Source organism: Roseicella aerolata (assembly GCF_020523605.1).
GTDB lineage: Bacteria > Pseudomonadota > Alphaproteobacteria > Acetobacterales > Acetobacteraceae > Paracraurococcus > Paracraurococcus aerolatus.
Window position 1 is genome coordinate 91,515 of record NZ_JAJAQI010000005.1, and the last position, 24,811, is coordinate 116,325.

The 24,811-nt window shown below is 71.7% G+C and carries 24 protein-coding genes; 16 read left to right on the plus strand and 8 right to left on the minus strand.

Features of this window, described 5'->3' with window-relative positions; genetic code table 11:
- The first annotated feature begins 328 nt into the window (after nucleotides 1-328).
- The 5 genes from LHA35_RS04925 to LHA35_RS04945 all read left to right on the plus strand — a co-directional run bounded on the left by LHA35_RS04925 (nucleotide 329) and on the right by LHA35_RS04945 (nucleotide 5,244).
- On the plus strand, nucleotides 329-766 hold the full coding sequence (locus LHA35_RS04925) for a hypothetical protein (protein WP_226605262.1): 438 nt from the start codon (nucleotides 329-331) through the stop codon (nucleotides 764-766).
- A gap of 3 nt (nucleotides 767-769) precedes the next feature.
- Entirely contained in the window at nucleotides 770-2,542 is a 1,773-nt protein-coding gene (locus LHA35_RS04930; protein WP_226605266.1) for a type I secretion system permease/ATPase, read from the plus strand.
- Nucleotides 2,542-3,945 carry an HlyD family type I secretion periplasmic adaptor subunit gene (locus tag LHA35_RS04935; protein ID WP_226605268.1) on the plus strand — a complete coding sequence of 468 codons (1,404 nt, stop codon included), beginning with the start codon at nucleotides 2,542-2,544 and terminating at the stop codon, nucleotides 3,943-3,945. The genes LHA35_RS04930 and LHA35_RS04935 overlap by 1 nt, the downstream gene beginning before the upstream one ends.
- A 128-nt stretch (nucleotides 3,946-4,073) precedes the next feature.
- Entirely contained in the window at nucleotides 4,074-4,328 is a 255-nt protein-coding gene (locus LHA35_RS04940; protein WP_226605271.1) for a hypothetical protein, read from the plus strand.
- A gap of 10 nt (nucleotides 4,329-4,338) precedes the next feature.
- Nucleotides 4,339-5,244 carry a glycoside hydrolase family 5 protein gene (locus LHA35_RS04945; protein WP_226605275.1) on the plus strand — a complete coding sequence of 302 codons (906 nt, stop codon included), beginning with the start codon at nucleotides 4,339-4,341 and terminating at the stop codon, nucleotides 5,242-5,244.
- 86 nt (nucleotides 5,245-5,330) lie between these two features.
- Here the strand turns inward: LHA35_RS04945 and LHA35_RS04950 are convergent, their stop codons facing one another.
- Nucleotides 5,331-5,813 (minus strand): nucleoside deaminase, encoded by a 483-nt coding sequence (locus LHA35_RS04950; RefSeq protein ID WP_226605278.1) that lies wholly within the window; start codon nucleotides 5,811-5,813, stop codon nucleotides 5,331-5,333.
- Between the two features lie 87 nt (nucleotides 5,814-5,900).
- Nucleotides 5,901-6,293 carry a carboxymuconolactone decarboxylase family protein gene (locus tag LHA35_RS04955; protein WP_226605282.1) on the minus strand — a complete coding sequence of 131 codons (393 nt, stop codon included), beginning with the start codon at nucleotides 6,291-6,293 and terminating at the stop codon, nucleotides 5,901-5,903.
- Nucleotides 6,294-6,631: 338 nt separating this feature from the next.
- Between LHA35_RS04955 and LHA35_RS04960 the strand changes: the two genes are divergently transcribed.
- The 5 genes from LHA35_RS04960 (at nucleotide 6,632) to LHA35_RS04980 (ending at nucleotide 11,876) form a co-directional block, all read left to right on the plus strand.
- Complete coding sequence (locus tag LHA35_RS04960; RefSeq protein ID WP_226605284.1) at nucleotides 6,632-7,543, plus strand: SDR family NAD(P)-dependent oxidoreductase; 912 nt, start codon at nucleotides 6,632-6,634, stop codon at nucleotides 7,541-7,543.
- Nucleotides 7,544-7,659: 116 nt separating this feature from the next.
- Nucleotides 7,660-9,714: an acetate--CoA ligase family protein gene (locus LHA35_RS04965; RefSeq protein WP_226605286.1), complete on the plus strand. Its 2,055-nt coding sequence runs from the start codon at nucleotides 7,660-7,662 to the stop codon at nucleotides 9,712-9,714.
- Between the two features lie 114 nt (nucleotides 9,715-9,828).
- The gene (locus LHA35_RS04970) at nucleotides 9,829-10,230 is read left to right on the plus strand and encodes a VOC family protein (protein ID WP_226605290.1); all 402 of its coding nucleotides are present in this window, start codon (nucleotides 9,829-9,831) and stop codon (nucleotides 10,228-10,230) included.
- A 55-nt stretch (nucleotides 10,231-10,285) separates the two neighbouring features.
- Nucleotides 10,286-11,125 (plus strand): nitroreductase family protein, encoded by an 840-nt coding sequence (locus LHA35_RS04975; RefSeq protein WP_226605292.1) that lies wholly within the window; start codon nucleotides 10,286-10,288, stop codon nucleotides 11,123-11,125.
- A 64-nt stretch (nucleotides 11,126-11,189) separates the two neighbouring features.
- Nucleotides 11,190-11,876 (plus strand): NUDIX hydrolase, encoded by a 687-nt coding sequence (locus LHA35_RS04980; protein WP_226605295.1) that lies wholly within the window; start codon nucleotides 11,190-11,192, stop codon nucleotides 11,874-11,876.
- Here the strand turns inward: LHA35_RS04980 and LHA35_RS04985 are convergent.
- From LHA35_RS04985 to LHA35_RS05000, 4 genes are read right to left on the minus strand one after another with little or no spacing between them, the layout of a single operon-like run.
- Nucleotides 11,862-12,740 (minus strand): MBL fold metallo-hydrolase, encoded by an 879-nt coding sequence (locus LHA35_RS04985; protein ID WP_226605301.1) that lies wholly within the window; start codon nucleotides 12,738-12,740, stop codon nucleotides 11,862-11,864. The two genes, LHA35_RS04980 and LHA35_RS04985, sit on opposite strands and share 15 nt — an antisense overlap.
- A 32-nt stretch (nucleotides 12,741-12,772) precedes the next feature.
- Entirely contained in the window at nucleotides 12,773-13,699 is a 927-nt protein-coding gene (locus LHA35_RS04990; protein WP_226605304.1) for a DMT family transporter, read from the minus strand.
- Nucleotides 13,699-14,646 carry a DMT family transporter gene (locus LHA35_RS04995; protein ID WP_226605308.1) on the minus strand — a complete coding sequence of 316 codons (948 nt, stop codon included), beginning with the start codon at nucleotides 14,644-14,646 and terminating at the stop codon, nucleotides 13,699-13,701. The genes LHA35_RS04990 and LHA35_RS04995 overlap by 1 nt, the downstream gene beginning before the upstream one ends.
- Before the next feature lie 31 nt (nucleotides 14,647-14,677).
- Nucleotides 14,678-16,279, minus strand: coding sequence for a hypothetical protein (locus LHA35_RS05000; protein WP_226605310.1), 1,602 nt, complete (start codon nucleotides 16,277-16,279; stop codon nucleotides 14,678-14,680).
- Between the two features lie 197 nt (nucleotides 16,280-16,476).
- Between LHA35_RS05000 and LHA35_RS05005 the strand changes: the two genes are divergently transcribed.
- From LHA35_RS05005 to LHA35_RS05015, 3 genes are read left to right on the plus strand one after another with little or no spacing between them, the layout of a single operon-like run.
- The gene (locus LHA35_RS05005) at nucleotides 16,477-17,211 is read left to right on the plus strand and encodes a class I SAM-dependent methyltransferase (RefSeq protein WP_226605313.1); all 735 of its coding nucleotides are present in this window, start codon (nucleotides 16,477-16,479) and stop codon (nucleotides 17,209-17,211) included.
- A 13-nt stretch (nucleotides 17,212-17,224) separates the two neighbouring features.
- Complete coding sequence (locus tag LHA35_RS05010) at nucleotides 17,225-18,226, plus strand: glycosyltransferase family 2 protein (protein WP_226605314.1); 1,002 nt, start codon at nucleotides 17,225-17,227, stop codon at nucleotides 18,224-18,226.
- A complete protein-coding gene (locus LHA35_RS05015; RefSeq protein WP_226605316.1) occupies nucleotides 18,223-18,558 on the plus strand; it encodes a DMT family transporter in 336 nt (111 codons plus the stop codon). The genes LHA35_RS05010 and LHA35_RS05015 overlap by 4 nt, the downstream gene beginning before the upstream one ends.
- A gap of 234 nt (nucleotides 18,559-18,792) precedes the next feature.
- On the opposite strand, the gene LHA35_RS05020 is transcribed toward LHA35_RS05015, so the two are convergent.
- Complete coding sequence (locus LHA35_RS05020; protein ID WP_226605318.1) at nucleotides 18,793-21,435, minus strand: bifunctional acetate--CoA ligase family protein/GNAT family N-acetyltransferase; 2,643 nt, start codon at nucleotides 21,433-21,435, stop codon at nucleotides 18,793-18,795.
- 119 nt (nucleotides 21,436-21,554) lie between these two features.
- Here LHA35_RS05020 and LHA35_RS05025 point away from each other — a divergent pair, with 119 nt between their 5' ends.
- Together LHA35_RS05025 and LHA35_RS05030 are read left to right on the plus strand one after the other, a co-directional pair.
- Nucleotides 21,555-22,505, plus strand: coding sequence for an alpha/beta hydrolase (locus tag LHA35_RS05025; RefSeq protein WP_226605319.1), 951 nt, complete (start codon nucleotides 21,555-21,557; stop codon nucleotides 22,503-22,505).
- 191 nt (nucleotides 22,506-22,696) lie between these two features.
- A complete protein-coding gene (locus LHA35_RS05030; protein ID WP_226605322.1) occupies nucleotides 22,697-23,203 on the plus strand; it encodes a hypothetical protein in 507 nt (168 codons plus the stop codon).
- Nucleotides 23,204-23,215: 12 nt separating this feature from the next.
- On the opposite strand, the gene LHA35_RS05035 is transcribed toward LHA35_RS05030, so the two are convergent.
- On the minus strand, nucleotides 23,216-23,698 hold the full coding sequence (locus tag LHA35_RS05035) for a GNAT family N-acetyltransferase (RefSeq protein ID WP_226605324.1): 483 nt from the start codon (nucleotides 23,696-23,698) through the stop codon (nucleotides 23,216-23,218).
- A 75-nt stretch (nucleotides 23,699-23,773) separates the two neighbouring features.
- Here LHA35_RS05035 and LHA35_RS05040 point away from each other — a divergent pair, with 75 nt between their 5' ends.
- Nucleotides 23,774-24,781, plus strand: a complete 1,008-nt coding sequence (locus LHA35_RS05040; RefSeq protein WP_226605327.1) for a P1 family peptidase — start codon at nucleotides 23,774-23,776, stop codon at nucleotides 24,779-24,781.
- The last annotated feature ends 30 nt before the right edge of the window (nucleotides 24,782-24,811 follow it).

Here is a 24,811-nt window from a genome sequence, read left to right on the forward strand (position 1 = left end):
CCTGAAGAACACAGTCATCCGGTTCAGGCATGCGCGGCTGTAACCGGAAAAGCGCAGCACCGCCTCCCGTGATCGGGTGTGCGGCGCAACACAGCGACGCTCCCAGGCGCGCTTTAGGTTGGTCCCCACAAGCTCTCACGCAGGTTACACTCACATAGGTTCTGCCGGTTTAGGCTTGCAATTGGAGGCCGTGCGCGTGCGTATTCCCCCGGTTGCCGACCCGCGCAGTGATGGCATGGGCCGGCCCCTCTTCGCGCCACGCGGCATCCGACCGAATGGCAGCGGAGCCTGTGTCGTCCTGTCGGACGGCCCGAACCGGAGCCTAGGAATGGCCACGACGACTACTCTCGGCCCGGACATATCCGGACAGAATAATGCCGCGCCCCCCGTCTCTTCAATCATTACAGACAATGATCTTGCCCGCTTCATGGCCGGCCGGCCAGCCACCGAACGGGCGGTGGATCTGATGGCTTTCGCGCTGGCTGCCGAAAAGCGCCAAGCCCCGAGCGACGAAACGATCGACCGCTTCCGCCAGGAAGCCGCCACTGCTCTCAGCGAGTACGCCTTCCGCTACATGCATAACGCGGTCGAGCAGATCCGACGCGAGGCGATGGCCGAACAACTCAGCCGGCTCGGTCGGCCGCCGGGCTTCGGCACCCTGCTCCTGGCCAATCTTCTTGCCCTCGCCATTGCCGGCCTGGTCGCCGCCTGGCTGGTCCTGCATCCCGCAACCCTGGCCGGCCTCGCCGGCCTCCTGTCAGGCTGACGCATGTCCTTCACCAACATACGGCTCGCCGGCCCCGCAGGCGCCTTCGAGGAGACAGGGAAGACGCCGCTTTCCCGGGCGCTGGGCGCCTGCCGGAAGCAGCTCATCGTGGTCGGCCTGTTCAGCGGCGTGGTCAATCTGCTGCAGCTCACGACCTCCATCTACATGATGCAGGTCTTCGACCGGGTGCTGGCCAGCCGTGTGCTCGACACCCTGTATTTCCTCTCGCTCATCGCCATCGCGGCGACCTTGGTGCTGGCCCTGCTCGAGGCGGTGCGCGGCCAGGTCATGCAGCGGCTGGCCTCCTGGGTGGAGCAGCGGGTCGCGCCGGAGGGCTTCGTCCGCGCCATCGAGAGCACGCTGCGCGGCCGCCCCTACCGGATGGAGGCGCTGAGGGATCTCGCGATCTGCCGCGGCTTCCTCGGCTCGCCGAGCGCCCTTGCCCTCTATGACGTGCCCTGGGTGCCGATCTACCTCGCCTTCATCTTCCTGCTGCACCCCACCATGGGCTTCATCGCGCTCGGCGGCGCGGTGATGCTGTTCGTCCTGACCCTGGCCAGCGAGCTCTCGACCTCCAAGCTGCTGAAGGAGGCGAATGTCGCCGGCATGACCTCCCAGCGCCGGGCCGAGAGCATCACCCGCAATGCCGAGGTGATCGACAGCATGGGCATGCTGCCCGCGGTCATCGGCCGCTGGCGGGAATCGGTCGCCGCGATGACCGAGCCGCAGCAGCGCGCCGCGGACCGTGCGGCCGTGCTGGTGGCAGCGACCAAGTTCTTCCGCATCGCGGTCCAGATCGGCATCCTGGGCGTCGGCGCCTATCTGGTCCTGCAACAGGAGCTGACGGCGGGCGCCTCCATCGCCGGCTCCATCATCATGGGCCGAGCGCTCGCGCCGGTCGAGCAGATGATCGGCGGCTGGAAGCAGCTCGTGCAGGCCCGGCAGTCCTTCCGCCGGCTGCAGGCCTTCCTCTCCCAGCCGCGGCTGCGCCCGGCGGGCATGCCGCTGCCGGAGCCGAAGGGGCAGCTCTCGGTCGAGCGGGTCTCCTATGGCTTCCCCGGCCAGGGCGTGCCGCTGGTCAAGGGCGTGAACTTCTCCCTTGCCCCGGGCGACAGCCTGGCCGTCATCGGCCCCTCGGCGGCGGGCAAGACCACGCTCATCCGCATGCTGATCGGCACGCTGCAGCCTTCGGCCGGCACGGTCCGGCTGGACGGCGCCGATGTCTACCAGTGGATGCGGGAGGATTTCGGCCGGCATGTCGGCTACCTGCCGCAGGATGTGGAGCTGTTCGACGGCACCGTCTTCCAGAACATCGCCCGCCTGGCGGAGGCCGAGCCGAGCGCGGTCTACGAGGCGGCGCAGCTCGCCGGCTGCCATGAGATGATCCTGCGGCTGCCCAATGGCTACGACACCCAGATCGGCGATGGCGGCCAGTACCTCTCAGGCGGCCAGCGCCAGCTCGTCGGCCTGGCCCGCGCCATGTTCGGCCGGCCGAAGCTGATCGTGCTGGACGAGCCGAACAGCAACCTGGACGGCGATTCCGAGGTCGCGCTGACCCGGGCCCTGGCCCGGCTGAAGGAACAGGGCACCACCGTCGTGCTGGTCTCCCACCGGCCCACCCTGGTGCAGGGCGTGGACAAGGTGATGCTGCTGAAGGACGGGGCGGTGGAGATGTTCGGCCCGCGTGCCGAGGTCCTGAAGCGCCTGATGACGCCCCGGCCGGCGGAGGTGCCCGCCGCTCCCGCCGCGCCGCGGCTTGAAGGGAGTGCCGCGTGATGAGCGCGACCGCCGAGACCCAGACCGCCCTCGCCCCGGCCGCGGCGCCGAAATCCGTCGCCCTGCCGAAAATGGGCGCCGCCCTGCCGGGCATCCCCTTCCACCCGCTGCTCGATGCCCCGCGGCCGGCGACGCGCGCGCCGATGATCTTCGGCCTCGTCATCTTCGTGGTCTTCGTGCTCGGCTTCGGCGCCTGGGCGGGGCTCGCCCCGCTGGCCGAGGCCTCGATCGCGCCCGGCATGATCAAGGTCGAGGGCAGCCGCCGGACCATCCAGCACCTGGAAGGCGGCATCGTGCGGGAGATCCTGTTCCGCGACGGCGCCAGGGTCCGTGCCGGCGATGTCATCGCGCGGCTCGACATCACCCAGTCCGACACCCTGGTCGAGACGCACCGCGCCCAGCGCTGGGCGCTGCTCGCGCAGGATGCCCGGCTGGAGGCCGAGGTGAGCGGCCGGCGCGACATCCCCTTCCCGGCGGATCTCGCGGCCAGCAGCGACGCCCGGGCGATGGAGGCGGTGAACGGCCAGCGCGCCCTGTTCGAGGCCCGCAAGGCCAATCTCAACAGCCAGATCCAGGTCCTGCAGGCGCGGATCGAGCAGCAGAACGCGGTCATCGCCAGCGCCCGCGGCCAGCTGACCGCGACGCGCCAGCAGCTCACCTTCGCCAGGCAGGAAGAGCAGATGCGCCGCGGCCTGGTCGGCCAGGGCCTCGGCCGCCTGCCGGAACTGCTCGCGCTGCAGCGGGCGGTCGCCGCCCTGGAAGGCCAGCTCGAGGATCTGAACGGCCAGGTCGAGCGCGCCAATGCCTCGATCGCCGAGGCCCGCAACCAGATCCAGACCACGATCGACCAGCGGGTGCAGGAAGCCTCGACCGAGCGGCGCGAGGTCCGCGCCAGGCTGGCCGAGACCGAGGAGAAGCTGCGGGCCGCCGCCGATGTCGCCACCCGGCGCGAGATCATCGCCCCGGAGGACGGCACGCTGGTGAACCAGCGGGTCTTCACCGTCGGTGCCGTCCTGAAGCCGGGCGACCCGATCTTCGAGCTGATCCCGGTGCAGGACCGGCTGGTGGCCGAGGTGAATGTCCAGCCCATGGACATCGACGTGGTCTATCCCGGCCTGCAGGCCGAGGTGCGGCTGCCGGCCTTCAAGCAGCGACTGGTGCCCTACCTGCACGGGCATGTGACCTGGGTGGCCGCGGATGTGACAACCAATGAGCAGACCCGGCAGCAATACTATCGCGCCTACATCCTGATCGATGCAGACCAGCTCAAGCACCTGCCCAGCGTCTTCCTCACCCCCGGCATGCCCGTGGAAGCGCATGTCCAGATCGGCCAGAGAACCTTCTTCCGCTACATGGTCCAGCCGCTGATCGACAGCTTCACCCGGGCCTTCCGGGAACAATAAGTCCAGATGCCACCCGGCCGCCCGCTCGGGCGGCCGGATCCCTTTTCGGCGGCGTCCCTGCCGCCGATGTCTTCCGCCCGACGGCCCGGCATGTCCCGGAGGCCGAGGGCCATGCCGGAGATGATCGAATGACTGCTGGAACCACCATTTTCGCCGACGGGATCCTTGATGCCAGCGTCACCAGCGGGGTGGCACGCCTGTCCCTCGCCCAGACCGGCCCGGACGGGAAGCCGGTGCCGGCCGGCCAGCTTGTGGTCCCGCTCGTTCAGCTGCCCAATATGGTGAATGGCCTCTCCAGCCTGTTGAAGCAGGTCGAGGCCAAGATGCGCGAGCAGCAGCCACCGGCCGAGGCCGACGCTCCCTCGGCCTTCCGCTTCGGCTGAGGTGCCGGGCATGCCGATCGTCGTCCCGGCCGGCCTGCCCCGCCGCGGCCTGCTCGCGGCCTCGTTGCTCGCGGCCTCACCGGTCGGCGCGCGCCAAGGCGATCTCCGCACCCGGATTTCGCGCCTGCGATACGGCGCCAATCTGGAACGGTGGTTCACCGTCGCGCGCGACAACCACCCCCGGCGCCTCGGCCGGGCCTGGTGGCGGGACTTCCGCGCCGCCGGCTTCGACCATGCCCGGCTGATCATCCCGGGCAGCGGCACCGAGCTGTACGGGCTCTTTCACCGGGCCATCGACGACGCGATGACGGCGGGCGTGCCGATCCTGCTCGCCCTGCAGGACATCGTGCACCAGAACTCGCCGGCCGCGCGCGACTGGGACGGGCTGGCCGAGCGCGCCCGCTTCTTCGCCGCCCGGACGGACCCGGAGATGGTCGTGCTGGCCCCGGTGAACGAGCCGGCCTTCGAGACCACCGCGACCTGGCTGCCGGTGCGCGACCGCATGCTGGCCATTCTGCGCGACAACGCGCCGCGCCACCTGCTGATGTGGGGCGGGCGGGAATGGAACAGCGTCCGCTCGCTCAACGAAATGGCGCCGCCGGCCGATCCCTGGACCATTGCCGAGGTGCATGACTATGGCGGCGGCACCGCCGACAGGATCCGGCAGCGCTTCGCCTCGGTGGTAGCGTGGCGGGAACGGCACAAGCTCCCGGTGATCGTGGCCGAGTACAACGGCTATGGGACGAACCAGGCGAACCGTGCCGGATGGATCGTGGACCTGCGGGAGGGGTTGCCGGTTCTGCGCTCCCTCAACCTGCCAGTGACCATCTGGTCCTACAGCCATGGCTCCTGGTACCGGCTGCAGCCGGAGGACGGGCCAGCCCCCTATCCGGAGGTGCGGGCGTTGCTGGCATAGCTCGCGGCCGGAGGTGGCCTGGGTCGGAACGTCGCGCAGCTGCGACCTGTTCCCCCACCCTGGCCACCGATGGCCGGGGCCTGCCGTCAGTAGGGCGTGCGGTCAGCTTTCGCCATCCATTCGGCGAAAGGCTGCCTGCCCTCCTCCGCGAGCATCGGCCGGGTCGGCACGGCGCGGTCCTCCAGCGGCGCCGCGACCTCCCGGTACAGCAACTCGTCATCGAAGCCGGCCGCTGCCGCGTCCCGGCGCGTGCCGGCGAAATACGCTCCGTCCAGCCGTGCCCAATGGATGGCGGCAAGGCACATCGGGCAGGGCTCGCAACTGGAATAGAGCGTGAAGCCGCGCAGGTCGAAGCGGCCCAGTGCCTGGCAGGCCCGGCGGATTGCCGTCACCTCGGCATGCGCCGTCGGATCCAGGTCGAGCGTGACCCTGTTGCCGCCCTCCGCGATCACCTCCTCCCCGCGTGCGATCACCGCGCCGAAGGGCCCGCCGCCCGCTGCCACCGACTCGCAGGCAAGCCGGATGGCGCGGCGCATGTGGCGGATCGCGACAGGATCGGGTGTGGTCATGCGGCAGCCCCTGAACAGTGGAAAGCGGCGCCGGCGTCCCCTCGGGTGAGAGCGGACCGAATGCCGGCCAGCGCCGCAATGCCCGCGCTACGCTTCCTCGCGCATCTCTCGGAACAATTCCCTGGCGACCAGCAGCGCCTCCCGCACCGCGGGCAGGCCGACATAGCCGCCCATATGCAGCAGCGCCTCGCTCAGCTCCTCCTCGGTCCAGCCCATGTTGCGGGCCATGCGGAGATGGATCTTGAGCTCCGGCCAGGCATGGGTCGCGGTGTCGGAGACCACGCAGATCAGCGCGCGGGTCTTGAGGTCGAGCCCCGGCCGCCCCCAGAGCATGCCGAAGACGGCTTCCGAGGCATAGTCGCCGAATTTCTGCATGATCGGGTCGTCATAGACGGTCTTCGCCATCTCTTGCACGGCGCGATCGCCGAGCAGTTTGTGCCGGATCTCCCGCCCCCTGGCGTAATGCGGTCCCTTTTCCATGGCGCCTGTCTCCTCCCCCGCTTCGCGGGCCGGGGGAGGTTACGCGAGCCGCGCCGGATCCGCACCCGGTCCGGCGCCAGTGCCGGCAGCACGCCGGACGGGATCACCCGGGCAGGCCTCGCCTCCCGACCGCGGCGGATCCCGCCGCGCCGCCCTGCAGGCGCCGCCGGGACCACAGCCTGCAGGAAGGGCGTGGTCGGCTCCCGCTTCCCCTGCATCCGGGCCTTCTCCATCGAGCCTCGATTGCCCCCACATTCCTGCCGGGCCCCGGCTTCACGGCCCGCGCGGCCGGGGCTACGATTAGCAACCTACGCATCTGCGGGAGAGGAAACGCCATCATGGGCATGCTGGACGGCAAGGTCGCGGTCGTCACCGGTTCGGGCGGTGGCATCGGGCGCGAGATCGCGCTGCACATGGCGCAGGCCGGCGCCAAGGTCATCATCAACGATATCGGCGCCAGCCTGACGGGCGAGGGCCAGTCCGCCACCCCAGCGCAGCAGACCAAGCAGATCATCGAGCAGCGCGGCGGCCAGGCCGAGATCAACACCGACAGCGTCTCCTCCTGGGAGAGCGCCGGGAAGATCGTCCAGTCGGCGCTCGACCATTTCGGCCGGATCGACATCGTCGTGAACAATGCCGGCATCCTGCGCGACCAGATCTTCCACCGGATGACGCCGGAGGAATGGGATGCCGTCATCGACGTGCATCTCAACGGGTCGTTCTACGTCTCCCGCCATGCCGCGACGCATTTCCGCAAGCAGGAGGGCGGGTCCTACGTCCACATCACCTCGACCTCCGGCCTGATCGGCAATTTCGGCCAGGCGAACTACTCGGCGGCGAAGCTCGGCATCTGCGCGCTGTCGAAGTCCATCGCGCTGGACATGAAGCGGTACAATGTCCGCTCCAACTGCCTCGCGCCCTTTGCCTGGAGCCGCATGACCAGCTCCATCCCGGCCGAGACGCCGGAGCAGAAGGCCCGCGTCGAGAAGATCATGCGCATGGGCCCGGAGAAGAACGCCCCGCTCGCGGTCTTCCTGGCCTCGGACGCGGCCAAGGAGGTCACCGGCCAGATCTTCGGCCCGCGGATGAACGAGCTTTTCCTGTTCAGCCAGAACCGCCCGATCCGCGGCATCCACGCCGCCGAGGGCTGGACGCCGGAGAGCATCGCCGAGCACGCCCTGCCGGCGCTGAAGAGCTTCTTCATCCCGCTCGAGCGCTCGGGCGAGGTCTTCTCCTGGGATCCGCTCTGAGCCTCTGATACCGGGGAGAGAGGGCACCTCTCTCCCCGGACCCCACTCACCGCTTTCTGCAAGCTTGGCACAGGCCGCGCGGTAACAGCCGACATGGGGCGGCCACAGGGACGTCCATGAACCCGCTCCACCGCGCGCTCTTCCAGCCGCGCCGCATCGCCCTCATCGGCGCTTCCGCCGACCCGAAGCGCCTGACCGCGCGCGCGCAGCTCTATCTCCGCAAGCACGGCTACCGGGGCGACATCCTGCCGGTGCACCCGCGCGAGGCCGAGGTGCTGGGCGAGAAGGCCTACCCGACCGTCGCCGACATCCCGGGCGAGGTGGATTTCGCCTACATCCTGTTGAGCACGCCGCATGTCGAGGGTGTGCTGGAGGCTGTCGCCGCCAAGGGCATCGCCGCCGCCTGCGTGCTGGCCGACGGCTTCGCCGAATCCGGCCCGGAGGGCGCCGCCCTGCAGGCGCGGCTGGTCGCCACCGCACGGCGCGCCGGGCTCCGCCTGCTCGGTCCCAATTCCATGGGCGTGGTCAACCTGAACGACCGCATCGCCTGCTCGGTCAACGCCGCGCTGGAGGCGGAGACCCTGCCTGCCGGCCGCATCGCGCTGGTCAGCCAGTCCGGCTCCATGATGGGCGCCATCATGTCGCGCGGCGCCGCGCGCGGCATCGGCTTCTCCCACCTGGTCGGCACGGGGAACGAGGCCGACCTCTCCGCCGCCGAGATCGCGGGCCTGCTGGTGGACGACCCGCAGGTGGACGCCATCCTGCTCTTCCTGGAGGCCATCCGGCAGCCGCGGCACTATGCCGATCTGGCCCGGCGCGCCCATGCCGCGGGGAAGCCGGTCATCGCCTACAAGCTCGGCCGCTCCCCCTACGGCGCCGAGCTCGCCACCAGCCATACCGGCGCGCTGGCCGGCTCGGATGCCGCGGCGGAGGCCTTCTTCCGCGCCCATGGCATTCTCCGGGTCACCACGCTGGAGGCGCTGATTGAATTGCCGGCGCTCGCCATCAGCCGCCGCCCGCCCGCGGCGGTGCATCGCGCGGTGGGCGTCACGACCACCACGGGCGGCGGCGGCGCCATGGTGGTGGATTGCCTGGGCGTCGCGGGCATCGAGGCGCGCGCGCCCGATCCTGCCGCGGCGGCGAAACTGGACGCGGCCGGCATCCATCACCACGGCCGGCTCCTGGACCTGACGCTGGCCGGCGCCAGGCCCGACCGCGTGGCGGCGGCGATCGACGCGCTGCAGCAAGCGGGCGACACCGACCTCGTCCTCTCCGTCATCGGCTCCTCCGCCCAGTTCAAGCCGCAGGACGCCGTCGCCGGCATCCTGCACGCCCGGGACACAGGCGGCGCCAAGCCCATTGCCGCCTTCCTGGTCCCGCAGGCGGATGCCTCGCTCCGCCTGCTGGCCGAGGCCGGCATCCCGGCCTTCCGCACGCCGGAATCCGCCGCCGACTGCATCCGCGCCTGGTGCGACTGGCGCGCGCCACGCCCGGAGCCGTCCCTGCCCGCCATCGCCCATGCCCTGCCGGACCGCCCGGACGAGGCGGATGCCCGCCGCCTCTTCGCCGCCCTTGGCCTCGACAGCCCCTTCGCCGTGCTGCGCCAGCCGCAGGACGCGCCGCGCGACATGGCCTGGCCGGTCGCGCTGAAGATCCTCTCGCCCGACCTGGCGCACAAGACCGAGATCGGCGGCGTGAAGCTCGGCATCGCCAATGCCGATGCGCTCAGGCAGGAGGCTGCCGCGATGCAGGGGCGCGTCGCCCGGATGGCGCCGGAGGCGAGGCTGACAGGCTTCCTGGCGCAGCCCATGGCGAAGGGGCTGGGCGAGGCCATCCTCGGCTTCCGTCGCGACCCCGAGGTCGGTCCGGTCGTCCTGCTCGGCACCGGCGGCATCACTGCCGAACTGTTCCGCGACGTCACGCTGCGACTCGCCCCGGTGGATGAGGCGGAGGCCCTGGCGATGATCGCCGAGGTGAAGGGCCTGAGGCTGCTGGCCGGCTGGCGCGGCCTGCCGCGCGGCGATCTGCCGGCGCTGGCACGCGCCGTCGTCGCGGTATCGCGTCTTGCCGTGAGGGATGATATCTCCGAAGCGGAGATCAACCCGCTGATCATCCACGCCGAGTCCGAAGGCGTGACGGTCGCGGATGCCTGGGTGGTGCGCGCGACCTGACAAGGCGGCGATCCTCCGCAGTGGCAACACTGTGGACATGAATCGCTGCCTCAAGCGATGACGGCAGCGCGCTCCCCCCTGGCGCGTTGCCGCACTGCCCGAGGACACGTCGCCATGCGCGCCAGCATCATCCCGACCTTGCCCTATCGTGACGCTGCGGCGGCGGTGGAGTGGCTCTGCCGCGCCTTCGGCTTCGAGCGGCGGACCCTGCACCGCGACCCATCGGGCGCGGTGGCCTTCGCCCAGCTCACCTTCGGCGATGGCATGATCATCCTGGGCACCGCGCGGGAGGAGGGCACGGGCGCCATCCAGCTGCCGCCGCTCGGCCATGTGACCCAGAGCGCCTATGTCATCGTGGAGGATGCCGACGCGCACCATGCCCGGGCCCGGCGCGCCGGGGCGGAGATCGTGGCCCCCCCGACGGACGAACCGATGGGTGGCCGCAGCTATTCCTGCCGGGACCCGGAAGGGCATCTCTGGCATTTCGGCACCTACGATCCCTGGGCGCCGCGCTGACGCGACCGGAAGGGGGCTCGCGCAGGCGGGACTCCCCTGGCATGCTGCCGGGGAGATGTCCGAGAACGATCCGGAAAAGCTGATCCGCGGCCGCTACGGCGTGCCGGCGGACGCGCCCCTGCCCTTCACGCCGGCGGCCGGGATACCGCCCGCCCTCGCCGCCATCCTCGACCGGCGCGTGACCCGCCGCTACACGCCGGACCCGGTGCCGGAGCCGCTGCTGCGGACCGTGCTGGCCGCCGCGCAATCGGCGCCGAGCAAGTCCGACCTGCAGCAATATGCGATCATCGTCATCCAGGAGCCGGGGAAGATCGCCCGGATCGCCGACTGGATCGGCGGCATGGACTGGATCCGGCAGGCCCCGGTCTTCCTGCTCTTCTGCGGTGACATCCGCCGCGGGCGGCGGGTCTGCGCCATCCACGGCCGCCCGCATGCCAACGACAATGTCGACACCTTCGTCAACGCCACGGCCGATGCGGCGCTGGCCCTCGGCTTCACGGTGATGGCGGCGGAGGCGGCCGGCCTCGGCACCTGCCCCATCTCCTATGTCCGCAACCATGTCGAGAAGATCGGGCCGATCTGTGGCCTGCCGGAGGGCGTCTATCCGGTGGCCGGGCTGACGCTCGGCTTCCCCGCAGGGGCACGCAACTGGCTTTCCCCGCGCCTGCCGCAGGATCTGGTGGTGCACCGCGAGACCTATGACGACAGCGGGCTGGAAGCGGCGCTGCCAGCCTATGACGCCGCCCGGCCGCCGGCCAAGCCGCGCTACCCGGAGATCCACGGGCCCCGGCCCGAGGGCTGCGGCTGGTCGGAGAATGCCGCCCGCCAGCTCTCCGTGCCGGAGCGCTTCGGGCTGCGCAGCTGGCTGAAGCTGCGGGGCCTTTCGCTTGACTGACGACGCAGGGCCACCCGACCGCCGCAGCGCCCCAGCGGCCCCCGGGGGCGTGGACCGGTCCGGCATGCGGGCCCCGCACGAGGCGCCGACCGACGACAACCCCGGCGCCGAGGCGGATGCCCCGCGCATCCCCGCCCGCGCGGTCACGCCGAAGCATGCCGCCAGCGTCATCCTCTGGCGGCAGGGCAAGGCCGGGCCGGAGGTCCTGATGGGCCTGCGGCATGCCCGGCACCGCTTCATGCCCAATGTCCTGGTCTTCCCGGGCGGCCGCGTCGATCGCGCCGATCACCGGGCGAAGGCGCTCAGCGAGCTGCCAGGCTTCACCCGCGCCTGCCTGCAGCGGCAGGCGCCGCCCTCCCTCGCCCGCGCCCTCGGCATCGCGGCGGCGCGGGAGCTGCACGAGGAAACGGGGCTGGTCCTCGGCCGGATGGAGGGGCGCACGCTGCTGCCCGACCTTGCCTCGCTCGATTATCTCTGCCGCGCGGTGACGCCGCCACGCCTGCCGCGGCGCTTCAACGCCCGCTTCCTGATCGCGCCGGCCGAGGCCTCGCACGGCGTGCTGCGGGGCTCCGGCGAGCTGGAGGAGCTGCGCTTCTTCTCCTTCGAGGAGGCCTTCCGGCACAAGATCGCCACCATCACCGCCAGGGTGCTGGCCGAGTTCCGCAGCTGGCTGGCGATGCGCCCGGAGGAGCGGCTGGCGCGGGAGCTGATCTGCTTCCGCGGCCAGGACACCAGGCTACCGGAGCGCTGACCAGCGCTCCCCCTCCGCCTGCGCCACCTCTCCCTCCTGCGCCAGCTTGATCAGGTGGCTCAGCAGGCTGCGCCCCGCAGGCTTCACCAGCCGCGGGTCGAGCGGGCCATAGACCGGCCCGACCAGTTCATCCGCCGTCGCCGTGCCGGCCTTGCGCAGTGCCTCCAGCACCCGCGCCTCCCGCTCCTCGCGATGTGCATGCAGGCCCGCGAGGAAGGGCTTCGGGTCACGGATTGCCGGGCCATGGCCGGGCAGCAGCACCGCATCCTCCCGCGCCATGACACGCTCCAGGCTGCGCATGTAGTTCGCCATGTCGCCATCGGGCGGGCTGACCACGCTGGTGGACCAACTCATCACATGGTCGGCACTGAACAGCACACCGTTGCCGGCCATGGCGAAGCAGAGATGGTTGGCGCAATGGCCCGGCGTGTGCAACGCGGTCAGGCGCCAGTCCCCGCCCTCCACCACGCCCTCATCCGGCACCGCCACATCGGGGCGGAAGGCGTGGTCGCCGCCCTCGCCACCGGCCTCGGGCGGCGTCACATGCGGCCCGAAGCCGTAGGTCCGCGCGCCCGTCGCCGCCACCAGAGGCGCCACCCCCGGGGAGTGGTCGCGGTGGGTGTGGCTGACCAGCACATGCGTGATGGTCTCGCCCGTGGTTGCGGCGAGGATCGCGGCCAGATGCGCCTCGTCCACCGGCCCGGGGTCCAGCACCGCCACGCGTCCGCGGCCGATGAGGTAGGTGTTGGTGCCGCGGAAGGTGAAGGCGGAGGGGTTGTTGCAGACCACGCGCCGCACACCCGGCGCCGTCTCCTCCACCGCGCCATGCGGCAGCGGGTCATCGCGCAGGAACGGTATGGCCATCACTCCCTCCCGGATCGTCTGGCGAGGCGGGGTCAGGCCTTCGGGTCCCTGCCCTTCGGTGCTCCGCTCCCGGCCTGGCCACGCCGGACCAGCTCGCGGTGCAGGATGTACAGCCCGGCCGCCACGATCAAGCCGGAGCCCGCCAGCATCGCCAGGCCCGGCAGGTCGCCGAAGACCAGCCAGCCGAGCCCGACCGACCAGAGCAGCGCCGAATAGGAATAGGGGGCGATCGCCGAGACCTGGGCGCTGGCCCAGGCCTCGGTGAGCAGCCATTGCGCGCAGCCGCCGACCAGCCCGACCATGATCAGCAGGCCGAGATCGACCCAGTCCGGCGTCACCCAGAAGAAGGGCAGCAGCACCGCCGCATAGGCGCCCATCAGCAGCGACTGCCAGAGAGTGATGGTGGAGGAGCTTTCGGTCGCGGAAAGCTGGCGCACCAACAGGGTGGTCAGCGCCGAGAACATCCCCTGCGCCACGCCTGCCGCCGTGCCGAGCAGGAGTTCGGGCGAGGCCACGCCGAACCCCGCCCCTTGCCCTGCCGCGATCAGCAGCACGCCCAGGAAGCCGAGGACGACGGCGCTCCAGCGATGGAGGCCGACCCTCTCGCCGAGGAAGGGAATGGCGAGGATGGTGACGAAGAGCGGCTGGGTGTAGCCGAGCGCCACCTGCTCCGCGAGCGGCAGCAGGCCAAGCGCGTAGAAGCCGAGCGTCTGCGCCGCGATCCCGGTGCAGGCCCTGAGCGCATGGCCGCCGAAGCGCTTCGTGCGCAGCGTCGCGCCACCGGCGCGGGTGCAGATCAGCAGCACCACCGGCAGGGCGAAGACGCTGCGGAAGAACATCAGCTCGATGACCGGGATGTGGTCCGCCAGGTGCTTCACGATGGCGCCCATGGCGGTGAAGAGCGCGTGCGAGGCCAGCATGCAGATCGCCCCGCGCCGGATGTCGTGCCGCAGCGCCACTACCCGGCTCCCCCTGCCCGTTCCTCGGCCCGCCGCACCCGCTCCCGGTGCAGGTTGTACAGCCCCGCCGCGATGACCACGGCGGCGCCGCCCAGCGTGGTCCAGGCCGGCACCTCGCCCCAGATGAGGAAACCAAGCGGAATGCCCCAGAGCAGCGGGGTGTATTCGAAGGGCGCGATGGCCGAGACCGGCGCCAGCGCATAGCCGCGCCCGAACAGCACCTGCGCGAGCGCATTCAGCACCGCGAATCCGGCGAGCGTCGCCAGCGCCCAGGCCGGCGGCAGCAGGGGTGGCGGTCCGCCCGAGGGCCACATGGCCGGCCAGGCCAGCAGCGCCAGCCCGACCGGCGCCTGGGTCGCCAGCACCCAGAAGGCCATGCTGTCCGGCGTATCGGTCCGGGTCAGGATGCGGGTCCAGATCCGGGTCAGCGCCATGACGGCGGTCGCCGCCAGCAGCAGCGCTGCCTCCCAGCGCCAGAGCTCGCCGCCCGGCTGCAGCATGAACAGCACGCCGCCGAAGCCGACCGCGGTGCTGCACCAGCGCCGCCACCCAACCTTCTCCCCCAGCAACGGGATGGCCAGAAGGGTCATCAGCAGGGGCGAGGCGGCGGCGACCGCATAACTGTCGGCGAGCGAGACGCCGAGCGACCAGGCGAGGTACCAGGCGGCCGAGACGCCCGCCTGCAGCAGGCTGCGCACCGCGAGCAGCGGCCGGTTCACCGCCCTGAGCGCCCGGCCACGCGAGAGCAGCAGCACCACCCCGCCCCCGAGCAACCCGCGCCAGACCATGGCGGCGGCAGGGCCGATCTCCGGCAGCACCCATTTCACCGTGGCATCGGCGAGGGAGATGGCCGCGTAGCCGAGCGCCACGATCATCAGCCCCCGCACCGCTTCCTCCCCCGTCGGCACCGCGGCATGGGCGATGGCGGGGCCGGGCGTGTCGCGCATCAGCGACGCCGCCCGGCATGGTCTTGCATCATCAGTCCTCGCGGCGCAGGAGACGGTAGCCCTCGATCTCGGCCGCTGGGCGGTAATGCCGCAGCGTCTCGGCAAAGAGCGGGTGGCGGCCGAAATATTCCAGGAAGTCGAACTCCCGGCCGCAAACCGGAATGCCCGGCCTGGTGGAGACCAGGATGGCGGCCGGCGGGGCGTGGGAGAAATCCTCCGCTACCGTGCGGTAGACGAAGAACTCGGTGCGGGACATCTCCCAGGTCTCGCGGTAGCGCGCCCCGCCCTCCGGGCAGGTCTGGTACACGCCCTGCAGCAGCCAGAGCGTCATGGTCCGCAGCGTCGATTGCGCCCGGGCATAGTTCACCGCCGGGAAGACCGGGAAGACATCGGGCGAGAGGACCAGCAGCCGCTCGCCATAGGCCTGCCGCCTGAGCAGGGTGGTGACCTCCCCGCCGCGGGACCAGGACCAGGTGACCTGCCGCCAGGGCGCCTCCGCCCCGGTGAAGCCATGAATGCCGACGGCGAAGGCCGCGATGACGGCCGCCGCCGGCGCCATGCGGACGGCGCGGGGCGCGGGCAGCGCCCGGTCCAGCCAGCGCGCCGCCAGCACCACCGCCAGCAGCCCGGCCAGCAGGCGCACCGGCAGGGCGTGATAGGACCAGCCCTTGTGCTGGACGACGGCGGCGATGGCCGCGCCGATCGCCGCGGCCGCCACCACTTTCGGCAGCGCCCCGGCCCCCGGCCGGGCCGCTACCACCGTGAGCGGGAGCAGCAGCATCAGGGCGGTGCCCAGCCGCTCCGTCAGGATCACCTGCCACCAGGCGAAGCCGCCGAGATCGAGGTAGTAGCCCCAGACCAGCGGCAGGACATGATCCAGATAGGCCGGGAAGAGCAGCGGCAGGCTGGCGAGGTAGAGCAGCCAGATCGTGGCCATGGTCCAGGGCGCCGGGTCGCGCATGGCGCGGGATGGCCCCCGCCGCAGCAGCACCAGCGCCTCGACCAGTCCGGGGATGGCCAGGAAATGCGGCTTCAGCGCGAAGCCGAGCGCGGCCAGGACCGCGGCACCGAGCGCGAGCCCGAGCCCCGGCGGGCTGCCCTCCATGCGCCGGGCCGCGAGGATGAGGTAGGGCAACGCCGCGACCGCCATCAGATGCTCGCGCTGGCCGAAATCATAGCCGGCGATGAGGGTCAGCAGCGGCACCGCCACGGCCAGGCTGGCCGCCTCGATCGGCCCGGCCCCCGGCCGCGCCAGCCGCAACGCCAGCCAGGCAGACAGGGCGCAGAGGCCGAGCAGGCAGAGCAGCAGCCCCTGCACCGCATCCAGCGGGGTCCAGGCGCCGATCGCCGCCGGCAGCAGGTTGAGCACGAAGACCAGCGGCGGGTTGACGTCGATCAGCTCGGCATAGAGCCGCTCGCCGGCCAGCATCCGCTCGGCGAAATTCAGCACCGCCGCGACGTCGTGGTTCAGTGGCGGGGAGAGAACCGTCAACAGGAAGACCGCCGCCGGGAAGAGCGCGGCGAATCGAAGCAGGCGCGCCGCGGCCGCGCTGCCGGCGCGCGGCAGGCTGGCAGGCTCGGCGAGGCTGGCGGCGAGGCGCCGGCTGGGCGGGAGGGGATCGGGCGCGGTCATGCTCGGAGCGGCGCATCCTTGGACCGCCGGCGCGAAGCCTGCAATGCGATTGCGGCCGGCATGCGGCAGGACGGAACCGATGCGGAGATCAATCGAGTCACACCATCTCGCGAATATTGGGGGGCAGCGCGCAACCCGCGGTGCCGTTGCGTCACCGTGACTTGTTCTCGCCGGCGCGAACATGCCAGAAGCGGCGCGTGGAACTCGCCGAATACCAGCTGATGGATGCGGCCGAGGACAGCATGTGGTGGTACCGCGCCCTGCATGCCCAAGTCCTCGATGCCCTCGCCACCGCCCGGCCCCGCCCGGGCCGGCTGCTCGATGCCGGCTGCGGCACTGGCGGGTTCCTCGCGCGCCTTCGCCAGCAGCAGCCGGACCAGCCGGCCATCGGACTGGAATACCACCCGACGGCCGCCGCCCGGGCCCAGGCCAAGTCCGGCCTGCCCGTTGCGGTCGGCACCGTCAATGCCATGCCCTTTGCCGATGCCAGCTTCGGCGTGGTGGTCAGCCTGGATGTGCTCTGCCATGCCGCGGTGGAACCGGGCCGGGCGCTGGCCGAGATGCGGCGGGTGTTGCGGCCGGGCGGGATGCTGATCGTGAACCTGCCCGCCTTCGACTGGCTGCGCTCGACCCACGACCTGCGGGTACAGAACGCCCGGCGCTTCACCGCCCACAGCGCGGCCACGATGCTGGCCGAGGCGGGGCTGGCGGAGGCACGGCCGCGCTATTGGAACAGCCTGCTGCTGCCGCTCATGGTGCTGCAGCGCAAGCTTCTCGCCCGCGCGCCCGATGGCCGCTCGGATGTCGCCCCTTTTTCGCCCTGGCTGGACCGTAGCCTGTTTGCCGTGACCCGGCTGGAGCGGCGGCTGCAGTCCGGCGGCCTGCCCTTTCCCGCTGGCGGATCGGTGCTCGCCACCGCCACCCGCCCCTGACGTGAGGCCTCCCATGTTTCCGATCCCGCCCGAGGATCTCGCCACGCACCCGGTCGGTCTCAGCATCGTCGTCCCGGTCTATCGCGGCGCCGCCACGGTCGGCCGGCTGGTCGAGGCACTCTCGGCGCTGGAGCCGGCCGGCGGCCTCGAGATCGTGCTGGTCAATGACGGCAGCCCGGACAATTCCGGCGATGTCTGCCGCGAGCTCGCACGCACCGCGACCGTGCCGCTAATTTATCTGGAGCACGCCCGCAACTATGGCGAGCACAACGCGGTCATGACAGGGCTGCGGCATGCCCGGGGGGCCTATGTCATCACCATGGATGACGACCTGCAGAACCCGCCGGAGGAGGTGCTGAAGCTCTACAACCATGCCCGCCTCGGCGGCTGGGACGTGGTCTATACCCGCTATGCCGAGAAGAAGCACGAAGGCTGGCGCAACCTCGGCAGCCGCTTCGCCAACCGGGTTGCCGATTCGCTGCTCGACAAGCCGAAGGGGCTCTATCTCTCCTCCTTCCGCTGCATGAGTGCGCTGGTGGTGCGCGAGATCGGCAGGTATCGCGGCCCCTACCCTTATGTGGACGGGCTGATCATGCAGGTGACGCAGCGGATCGACAGCATCGAGGTGCTGCACCTGGCGCGCGCCGAGGGCCGCTCGAACTACACGCTCAAGCGGCTGGTCCTGCTCTGGCTGAACCTCGCCACCAATTTCTCGGTCCTGCCGCTGCGCCTGGCAATCTTCGCCGGCGCCGGGATGGGCGTCCTCGGCCTCATCGGCGCCGTCCTCGTGGTCATCGAGGCGCTGGCCACCGGCACGCCGTCCGGCTGGGCCTCCACCATGACCGCCATGCTGCTGACGGCGGGCGTGCAATTCCTGATCCTCGGCGTGCTGGGCGAATATGTCGGCCGCGCCTTCCTCTCCGCCAATGGCAAGCCGCAGGGCGTAGTGCGGGAGATGATCGCGGTGCGGGTCGAGCGCCAGCCCGCCCGCACGCCGGAGAATGCGCTGCCGTGACCTTCCACTGGCTCTCGCTCTTTGCCGCGATCCTCACCTCGCTTGGCGGCCAGGTGCTCCTGAAGAAGGGCGCGATCGGGGACGGCAATTTCCTCGACCAGCTCCTGCGGCCGAGCACGATGATCGGGCTGGTCGCCTATGGGGGGGCGGCCTTCCTCTACATCATCGCCCTGCGCAAGATTCCGATGAGCGTCGCCCTGCCCTGCACGGCGGCCAGCTACGTCGCCGTGCTGCTGATCGGGCATTTCATGTTCGGCGAGGCCCTGTCGGCGCAGAAGCTGGCCGCGATCGGGATGATCTGCGGCGGCGTGCTGATGCTCGCCACCGCCTGAACGGAAACCGACGCCACTACAGCGGATTGCGTTCATATCTGAGCGCTCATTCGCTGCGGCATGAATCATCCATTCGTGCCGAGCGCCTGAACGGGCATCGCCGCAAGCGCGGCGTAGCCAAGGGTCGCGGCGCATACCGCTCGGCCACTGGGCGGCCGGCCTTCGGCGCCGTACACCGCCTGCCGCCGCGCCATCGCCGGCCGCGGCCGCATCGAGCCCGGCCCGCGCGCCGCTCTACAGCGCCAGCCGCGCCTCCATCACATCCTCCTCTTCGGGAGAGCGCCGGAGTTCGAAGCCGAGCGCCTTCACGAAGGCCAGCATGGGCGCATTGTCCGCCAGGACATGGCCGACGATCTCCCGCACCCCGCTCTCCCGGCCCCAATCGAACAGTCTTTCCATCAGGTGCCGGCCGAGGCCCTGGCCCTTCATGGATTTCAGCACCGTCACGGCGAACTCTGCCGAGGGCTCGGCCGGGTCGCGGATCAGCCGGGCGACGCCGACCGTCTCCTCCGTGCCGTCCGGGCGCCGCCGCACGGCGACGAAAGCCATCTCCCGGTCATAGTCGATCTGCGTCAGCCGGGCGACCAGGGTGGGGGACAGTTCCTTCAGCGGCGAAAAGAAGCGCCAGCGGACATCCTCGGGGTCGAGCTTGCGGAAGGCCTCGGCATGCGCCGCGGCGTCCTCGGGCCGGATCGGCCGCACCGTCAGCACCTCGCCCGATTTCGTCTGCCACAGCCGCACCAGCTCCGCCGGATAGGGCGGAATGGCGAGCACCCCCGCCTCCCCCTCCGGCCGCAGCATCAGGCCGGCATCGGCCGCCAGCACGCCCTGGGCATCGGCGAAGAGCGGGTTGATCGTCAGCGTCTCGATCTCGGGGAAGTCCACCGCGATCTGGGAGAGGCGGACCAGCGTATCGGCCACTGCCGGCTGGTTCACCGGCGCGTGGTCGCGGAAGCCCGCCATCAGCCGCGCGGTACGCGACCGTCCGATCAGCTGCCCGGCCAGGGCCAGGTTGAGCGGCGGCAGGTCATGCGCCTCATCCTCCGCGAGGTCGGCCGCGGTGCCGCCCTGGCCGAAGCCGATCCAGGGCCCGAACATCGGATCGTCGCCGAGCCGCATGCGCAGTTCCAGCGCGCGGGCCGCCTGGCGCTGCACCAGGAAGCCCTCGATCCGTGCCTCCGGCCGCTTCGCGCGGATGCGCGCCAGCATCGCTTCCGCCTCTGCCTTCACCGCAGCGGCGGAGCCGAGGCCGAGGACCACGCCGCCCACCTCGCTCTTGTGCCGCAGATCGGGGCTCAGGATCTTCAGCACGGCCGGGAAGCCCAGCATGGCGGCGGCATCCGCCGCTTCCTGCGGGCCGGCGGCGCGGCGGCCCGGCACGGTCGGCACGCCATAGGCAGCCAGCACGCCAAGCGCCTCCTCCTCCGTCAGCGACCGCCGGAAGCTCGCGCGCACGCTCTCCAGGATGCGCCGGACCGAGCGGCGATCAGGCGCCACCTCCAGCACCTCGCGGGAGGGCAGCTCGGCCGCCGCAGCGCGGTTGCGCCGGTCCCGGGCGAGCTGGAGCGCGCCGCGCACCGCGCCCTCCGGCGTCGGGAAAACGGCGAGCCCGGCCTCCGCCATGGCTTGGCGCTGCCGCCCGGCGGTCGCCTGGCCGGCCCAGCTCACCAGCACCGGGGCGGCGCGCTGGCCGCCGGTGCGCGCGGCGGCGATCATCGACTCGGCCGCAACGTCGCCCGCCTCCTGCGGGGCCGGGGCGTGCAGCGCCACCACCGCATCCACCTCCGGCAGGGCGGCCAGCATGGTCGCGGCCTCCGCCAGCCGCGGGCCGCTCGCCGGGCCGAGCGAGAGCGGGTTGCCGGGCCGCCAGCCCTCCGGCAGCAGAAGCTGGAAGGCCGCCAGCGCCTCGGGCGAGAGCCGGGCCAGGCGCCCGCCGCCCGCAAGCACCGCGTCGGCCGCGAGCTGACCCATGCCGATGCCGTTGGTGACGATCGCAATCCGGTCGCCCCGCGCGGCATCCGGCCCCCCGCCGAGGCGTGGCTTGACCCGCGCAAGGGTCTCCGCCGCCGAGAGGAACTCCTCCAGCCCCGAGACGCGCAGCACGCCGGCACGCCGCAGGGCCGCCTCCATCACGCAATCGCCGATGCCGGAATGGTCGGCGGTCCGGCCGCCGGCGCGGATCGCCACCACCGGGCGGGTGCGCGTCACCGCGCGCGCGGCGGAGACGAAGGCGCGCCGGTTCCTGATCCGGCGCAGGTCGAGCAGCACGGCGCCGGTCACCACATCCCGCGCCAGCCAGTCGAGCGCCATGGCGAAGCCGATGGTGGCATTGCCGCCGATGCCGATGACATGGCTGAAGCCGACCGATTCGGCCGCCGCCCAGTCCAGGACCGCGCGGGCGAGCGCGGCGGATTGCGTCACCAGGGCGAGCTTGCCTGGGCTCGGCGCGATATGTGCGAGCGAGGCGTTCAGCCCGATCGCCGGGACGCAGAGGCCGAAGCTGCCCTGGCCGAGCGCCTTGACGCCGGTGCGGGCGGAAATGGCGGCAAGGTCGGGCGCCGCGCCGGGCACCACGGCGGCGAAGCAGCCGCGGGCGGCGAGCGCCGCCATGGCCGGCTCCAGCAGGGCAGGCGGCAGGCAGAGCACGGCGAGGTCGGGCGCCTCGGGCAGCGCCTCGATGCTCTCCGCGGCGGCGAGTCCCTCGACCTGCATGCCGATGACGTGCAGCGAACCCTTGAAGCCGCCAGCGGCCAGGTTGCGGGCGATGGTGGCCGTTTCCGGCACCGCCGGATCGGCGAGCAGGACGACGCTGCGGGGCCGGAACATGGCGGCGGCGCGGAAGCTGGCGGTGCCGCGGACGGAGAGAAGGCTGGGCATGGTGCAGTGCAACATGACCCCGATCCCCCCCTCTCCGCAAGCATTACCGCATGACAATCCACGTGCTTGCGGTCCTCGCGCGGGGCGGTTCCACTGTGCCTGCGAAGCAGGAGGACGCGATGGCACACCCAAGGCTAGACCCGGAGATGGCCGCCTTCAACGCCATGATGGAGGCGCGGGCGGCCACCCTGCCGCCGATCCGCCTCGCCCTGCCCTTCGATGGGCCGCGCGCCCTGACCGAGGCACTGAACCTGCCCCTCGCCGAGGGCGGCCCGGTGATGGCCGAGAGCGGCGACCGCTGGGTCGCGGTGCGCGGCCGGCGCATCCAGTGCCGCTATCACCGCCCGGACCTGTCGGGGCCGCTGCCGGTGCTGCTCTACCTGCATGGCGGCGGCTGGGTCTGGAACAGCATCGACACGCATGACCGGTTGATGCGCGAATACGCCGCCGCCGCCGGCTGCATCGTGGTCGGGCCGGATTATGCGCTGAGCCCGGAGGCGGTCTTCCCGCAGGCGCTGGAGGAATCGGCTGGCGTGCTGCGCTGGCTGGCCGAGCATGGCGCGGCCTGGGGCATCGACACCGCCCGGATCGCACTCGGCGGCGACTCCGCCGGCGCCAACCTGGCGACCGGCCTCGCGCTCTGGCTGCGCGATGACGGGGCGCCGGTGCCGCTGCGCGGCTTGCTGCTGAATTACGGGGTCTTCGATTCCCGCCTCGACACGCCGAGCTACCGGGAATTCGCCGAGGGCTACGGGCTGACGCTGGAACGGATGCGCTTCTACTGGAGCGCCTATGCCCCGCGGGAGGCGGACCGCCTCAACCCGCTGGCAGCCCCGCTGCGTGCCGAGCTCACCAATCTGCCGCCCTGCCTGCTGCACATCGCCGAGCTCGACGTGCTGGCCTCCGAGAACCACGCCATGGCGGCGCGGCTGCGCGCGGCGGGGGTGGCGGTGGAGACGCGCCTCTTCCCCGGCACGGTGCACGGCTTCCTTCGCGCCCTCGGCCATGTCGGCCAGGCGCGGGACGCCGTGGCGGCGGCCGGCACCTGGCTGCGGCGGCGGCTCGGCTGATCCTGCCGGCGGCTCCCGCTCCTGGCCGCGCTGCCGCGGGGCTGGCGGGAGCGGCATCGGTTTTACACGCATTTCCTGTCCTCGACCGCGATTGACCGGCAGCATCCCGGGCGGTGCGGCATTTCCGGGATGGTGGGCCAGGCACCGCCACGGCGCAGGGGACCGCGCCGCCCCCTTCGAGGATTCGGGACATGGCTGAGCACAAGGCGCAGGAACGGTCGGTGGAACGGCCAAGGGGCGAAGCGCGGGCGGCTGACAGGCGCGGCGCCGAGATGCCCTCCCGCACGGGCGGCTTCGCGCGCATGCCGACCGAGGCGCGGCTGCGCGAGGTGCCGGCGGCCGCGCCGGCCGAGGCGACCGCCGACGACATGACGGCCTGGATGCAGGAGACCACGCGCGGCCTGCGCGCCGCGATGATGCTGCCCATCGCTCCGGGCGCCGGCTTCATCGAGGTGCAGGAGGCCTATGCCGAGCTGGTGACGGGCATGATGCGCAGCAATGTCCGGCTGATGCAGGAGGTGATGCGGATCTGCAGCCCGCAGGAGCATGTCGGCCTGATGCAGCAGGTGACGCGGCAATGGCTGGATGCCGTGCTCGAGAGCCAGTTGACGTTGCTGCGCCTCGCGCAGGAGCGCACCGACGAGGCGCTGCGCCCGGTGGCGGCGATGACGGAACGGCAGCAGGCCGCGCCCCGCTGAGGCCGGATCGCGTCAGGCGGGGCGTGCCATGAAGCGCGCGCCCTCGCCATAGGTCGCGAGAGCCAAGGGGTCCCTGACCGGCACATCGCGGAAGCCGTGCCGGGCCCAGTATGCGCCCGACCCCGGAATCGCTACCAGCGTCGTGCGGAGTGGCGAGGGGTCGGCCAGCAGGGATCGCAGCACCGCCGCGGCATGCCCCGCACCGCGCGCGGCCGGGACCAGCGCAATGTCGTGCAGATGCCAGGCGCCGGGCCGCGCCGGCAGGGAGCCCAGCAGCGAATCGAGCAATGGCGGCCCCTCCCCCGTCCAGGGATGGCCGACCGCATAGCCGAGCAGCCGATCGCCCAGGGCCAGGACCCGGCAGCCCAGCGGTGCGAGCGCCCGCCGCTCGGCGAAGACGGCGGGCGCTTCCGGGTGGTGCGGATGCAGCCTGTCCGCGAGCGCCACCACTGCGGGCAGGTCCGCCTCGGTCATCAGGCGCCAGGCTGCGTCCATGTCTCGCTCCGCGGGTCAGTCGCTGCGTACCGTCCGGGATAGCGTGGCCCGGAACGGCGTGCGAGCCTGCCGGACATGACCATTCGCCCCGGCCCCCGCAACCTGATCACCGATGTGGACGGCATCCTGGTGGGCCATGCCGAGGACCACCGGGTGCGCAGCGGCGTGACCGTGGTCTATCCCGTCGCGCGGTGCCCCGCCGCCGCCGATGTCCGGGGCGGCGCGCCGGGGACCCTGAACATCCAGGCCATGGATGCGACCAGCCTGCGGAACGAGGTGGATGCCGTCGTGCTCTCCGGCGGCTCCATGTACGGCCTGGATGCGGCGGGCGGGGTGGTGGCGGTGCTCGGCACCCGCGGGCGGGGCATCGCCTTCGGCGGCGCGGTCGTCCCGGTGGTGCCGGCGGCGATCCTTTTCGACCTCATGAATGGCGGCGACAAGGGCTGGGGCGAGCAGCCGCCCTACAACGCCCTCGGCCGGGCCGCGCTGGGCGCGGTCGGGCCGGATTTCCCGCTCGGCAATGTCGGGGCCGGGCTGGGGGCGCGGGCGAATGCGCTGAAAGGCGGGCTCGGCAGCGCGAGCACGGTCACGGCGGATGGGCTGCAGATCGGCGCGCTGGTGGCGGTGAACAGCTTCGGCAGCGTGGTGATGCCCGGGACCGACCGGTTCTGGGCCTGGCCGCTGGAGATGGAGGGCGAGTTCGGCGGCCTTGGCCCACCCCCGGCCGACTGGCGCGGGCAGGCGGAAATGCCCCTGCCGCCCAACTACGCGGTGAACCCGATGGCGAACACCACCATCGCGGTGGTCGCGGTGAATGCCGCGCTGGCGCAGGGCGAGTTGCAGCGCCTGGCGATGATGGCCCAGGACGGCTTGGCACGGTCCATCCGGCCGATCCACACGCCCTTCGATGGCGATACGGTCTTCGCCCTGGCGACCGGCAGGGTGCCGCTGAGCAATCCGGCGATGCTGGCGCGGCTCGGGCATCTGGCGGCGGACACGCTGGCGCGGGCCGTGGCGCGCGGCGTTTATGCCGCCAGGAGCCTCGGGGACCGGCCGGGCTGGCGGGAGCGCTTCGGTCATTGACCGGCGGGGATGAGGGTCGCGGTGGGCGCC

Bases quoted from the DNA above. Each gene is read 5' to 3' on its own strand.
- LHA35_RS05035 (WP_226605324.1), bottom strand. From the start codon at position 23,698: ATGGACGCAGCCTGGCGCCTGATGACCGAGGCGGACCTGCCCGCAGTG.
- LHA35_RS04975 (WP_226605292.1), top strand. From the start codon at position 10,286: ATGTCCGAGAACGATCCGGAAAAGCTGATCCGCGGCCGCTACGGCGTG.
- LHA35_RS04940 (WP_226605271.1), top strand. From the start codon at position 4,074: ATGACTGCTGGAACCACCATTTTCGCCGACGGGATCCTTGATGCCAGC.
- LHA35_RS04970 (WP_226605290.1), top strand. From the start codon at position 9,829: ATGCGCGCCAGCATCATCCCGACCTTGCCCTATCGTGACGCTGCGGCG.
- LHA35_RS04960 (WP_226605284.1), top strand. From the start codon at position 6,632: ATGGGCATGCTGGACGGCAAGGTCGCGGTCGTCACCGGTTCGGGCGGT.
- LHA35_RS04995 (WP_226605308.1), bottom strand. From the start codon at position 14,646: ATGCGCGACACGCCCGGCCCCGCCATCGCCCATGCCGCGGTGCCGACG.
- LHA35_RS04965 (WP_226605286.1), top strand. From the start codon at position 7,660: ATGAACCCGCTCCACCGCGCGCTCTTCCAGCCGCGCCGCATCGCCCTC.
- LHA35_RS04935 (WP_226605268.1), top strand. From the start codon at position 2,542: ATGAGCGCGACCGCCGAGACCCAGACCGCCCTCGCCCCGGCCGCGGCG.
- LHA35_RS04955 (WP_226605282.1), bottom strand. From the start codon at position 6,293: ATGGAAAAGGGACCGCATTACGCCAGGGGGCGGGAGATCCGGCACAAA.
- LHA35_RS04925 (WP_226605262.1), top strand. From the start codon at position 329: ATGGCCACGACGACTACTCTCGGCCCGGACATATCCGGACAGAATAAT.
- LHA35_RS05000 (WP_226605310.1), bottom strand. From the start codon at position 16,279: ATGACCGCGCCCGATCCCCTCCCGCCCAGCCGGCGCCTCGCCGCCAGC.
- LHA35_RS04950 (WP_226605278.1), bottom strand. From the start codon at position 5,813: ATGACCACACCCGATCCTGTCGCGATCCGCCACATGCGCCGCGCCATC.
- LHA35_RS04980 (WP_226605295.1), top strand. From the start codon at position 11,190: ATGCGGGCCCCGCACGAGGCGCCGACCGACGACAACCCCGGCGCCGAG.
- LHA35_RS04930 (WP_226605266.1), top strand. From the start codon at position 770: ATGTCCTTCACCAACATACGGCTCGCCGGCCCCGCAGGCGCCTTCGAG.
- LHA35_RS04945 (WP_226605275.1), top strand. From the start codon at position 4,339: ATGCCGATCGTCGTCCCGGCCGGCCTGCCCCGCCGCGGCCTGCTCGCG.
- LHA35_RS05030 (WP_226605322.1), top strand. From the start codon at position 22,697: ATGGCTGAGCACAAGGCGCAGGAACGGTCGGTGGAACGGCCAAGGGGC.
- LHA35_RS05025 (WP_226605319.1), top strand. From the start codon at position 21,555: ATGGCACACCCAAGGCTAGACCCGGAGATGGCCGCCTTCAACGCCATG.
- LHA35_RS05020 (WP_226605318.1), bottom strand. From the start codon at position 21,435: ATGCCCAGCCTTCTCTCCGTCCGCGGCACCGCCAGCTTCCGCGCCGCC.
- LHA35_RS04985 (WP_226605301.1), bottom strand. From the start codon at position 12,740: ATGGCCATACCGTTCCTGCGCGATGACCCGCTGCCGCATGGCGCGGTG.
- LHA35_RS05040 (WP_226605327.1), top strand. From the start codon at position 23,774: ATGACCATTCGCCCCGGCCCCCGCAACCTGATCACCGATGTGGACGGC.
- LHA35_RS05010 (WP_226605314.1), top strand. From the start codon at position 17,225: ATGTTTCCGATCCCGCCCGAGGATCTCGCCACGCACCCGGTCGGTCTC.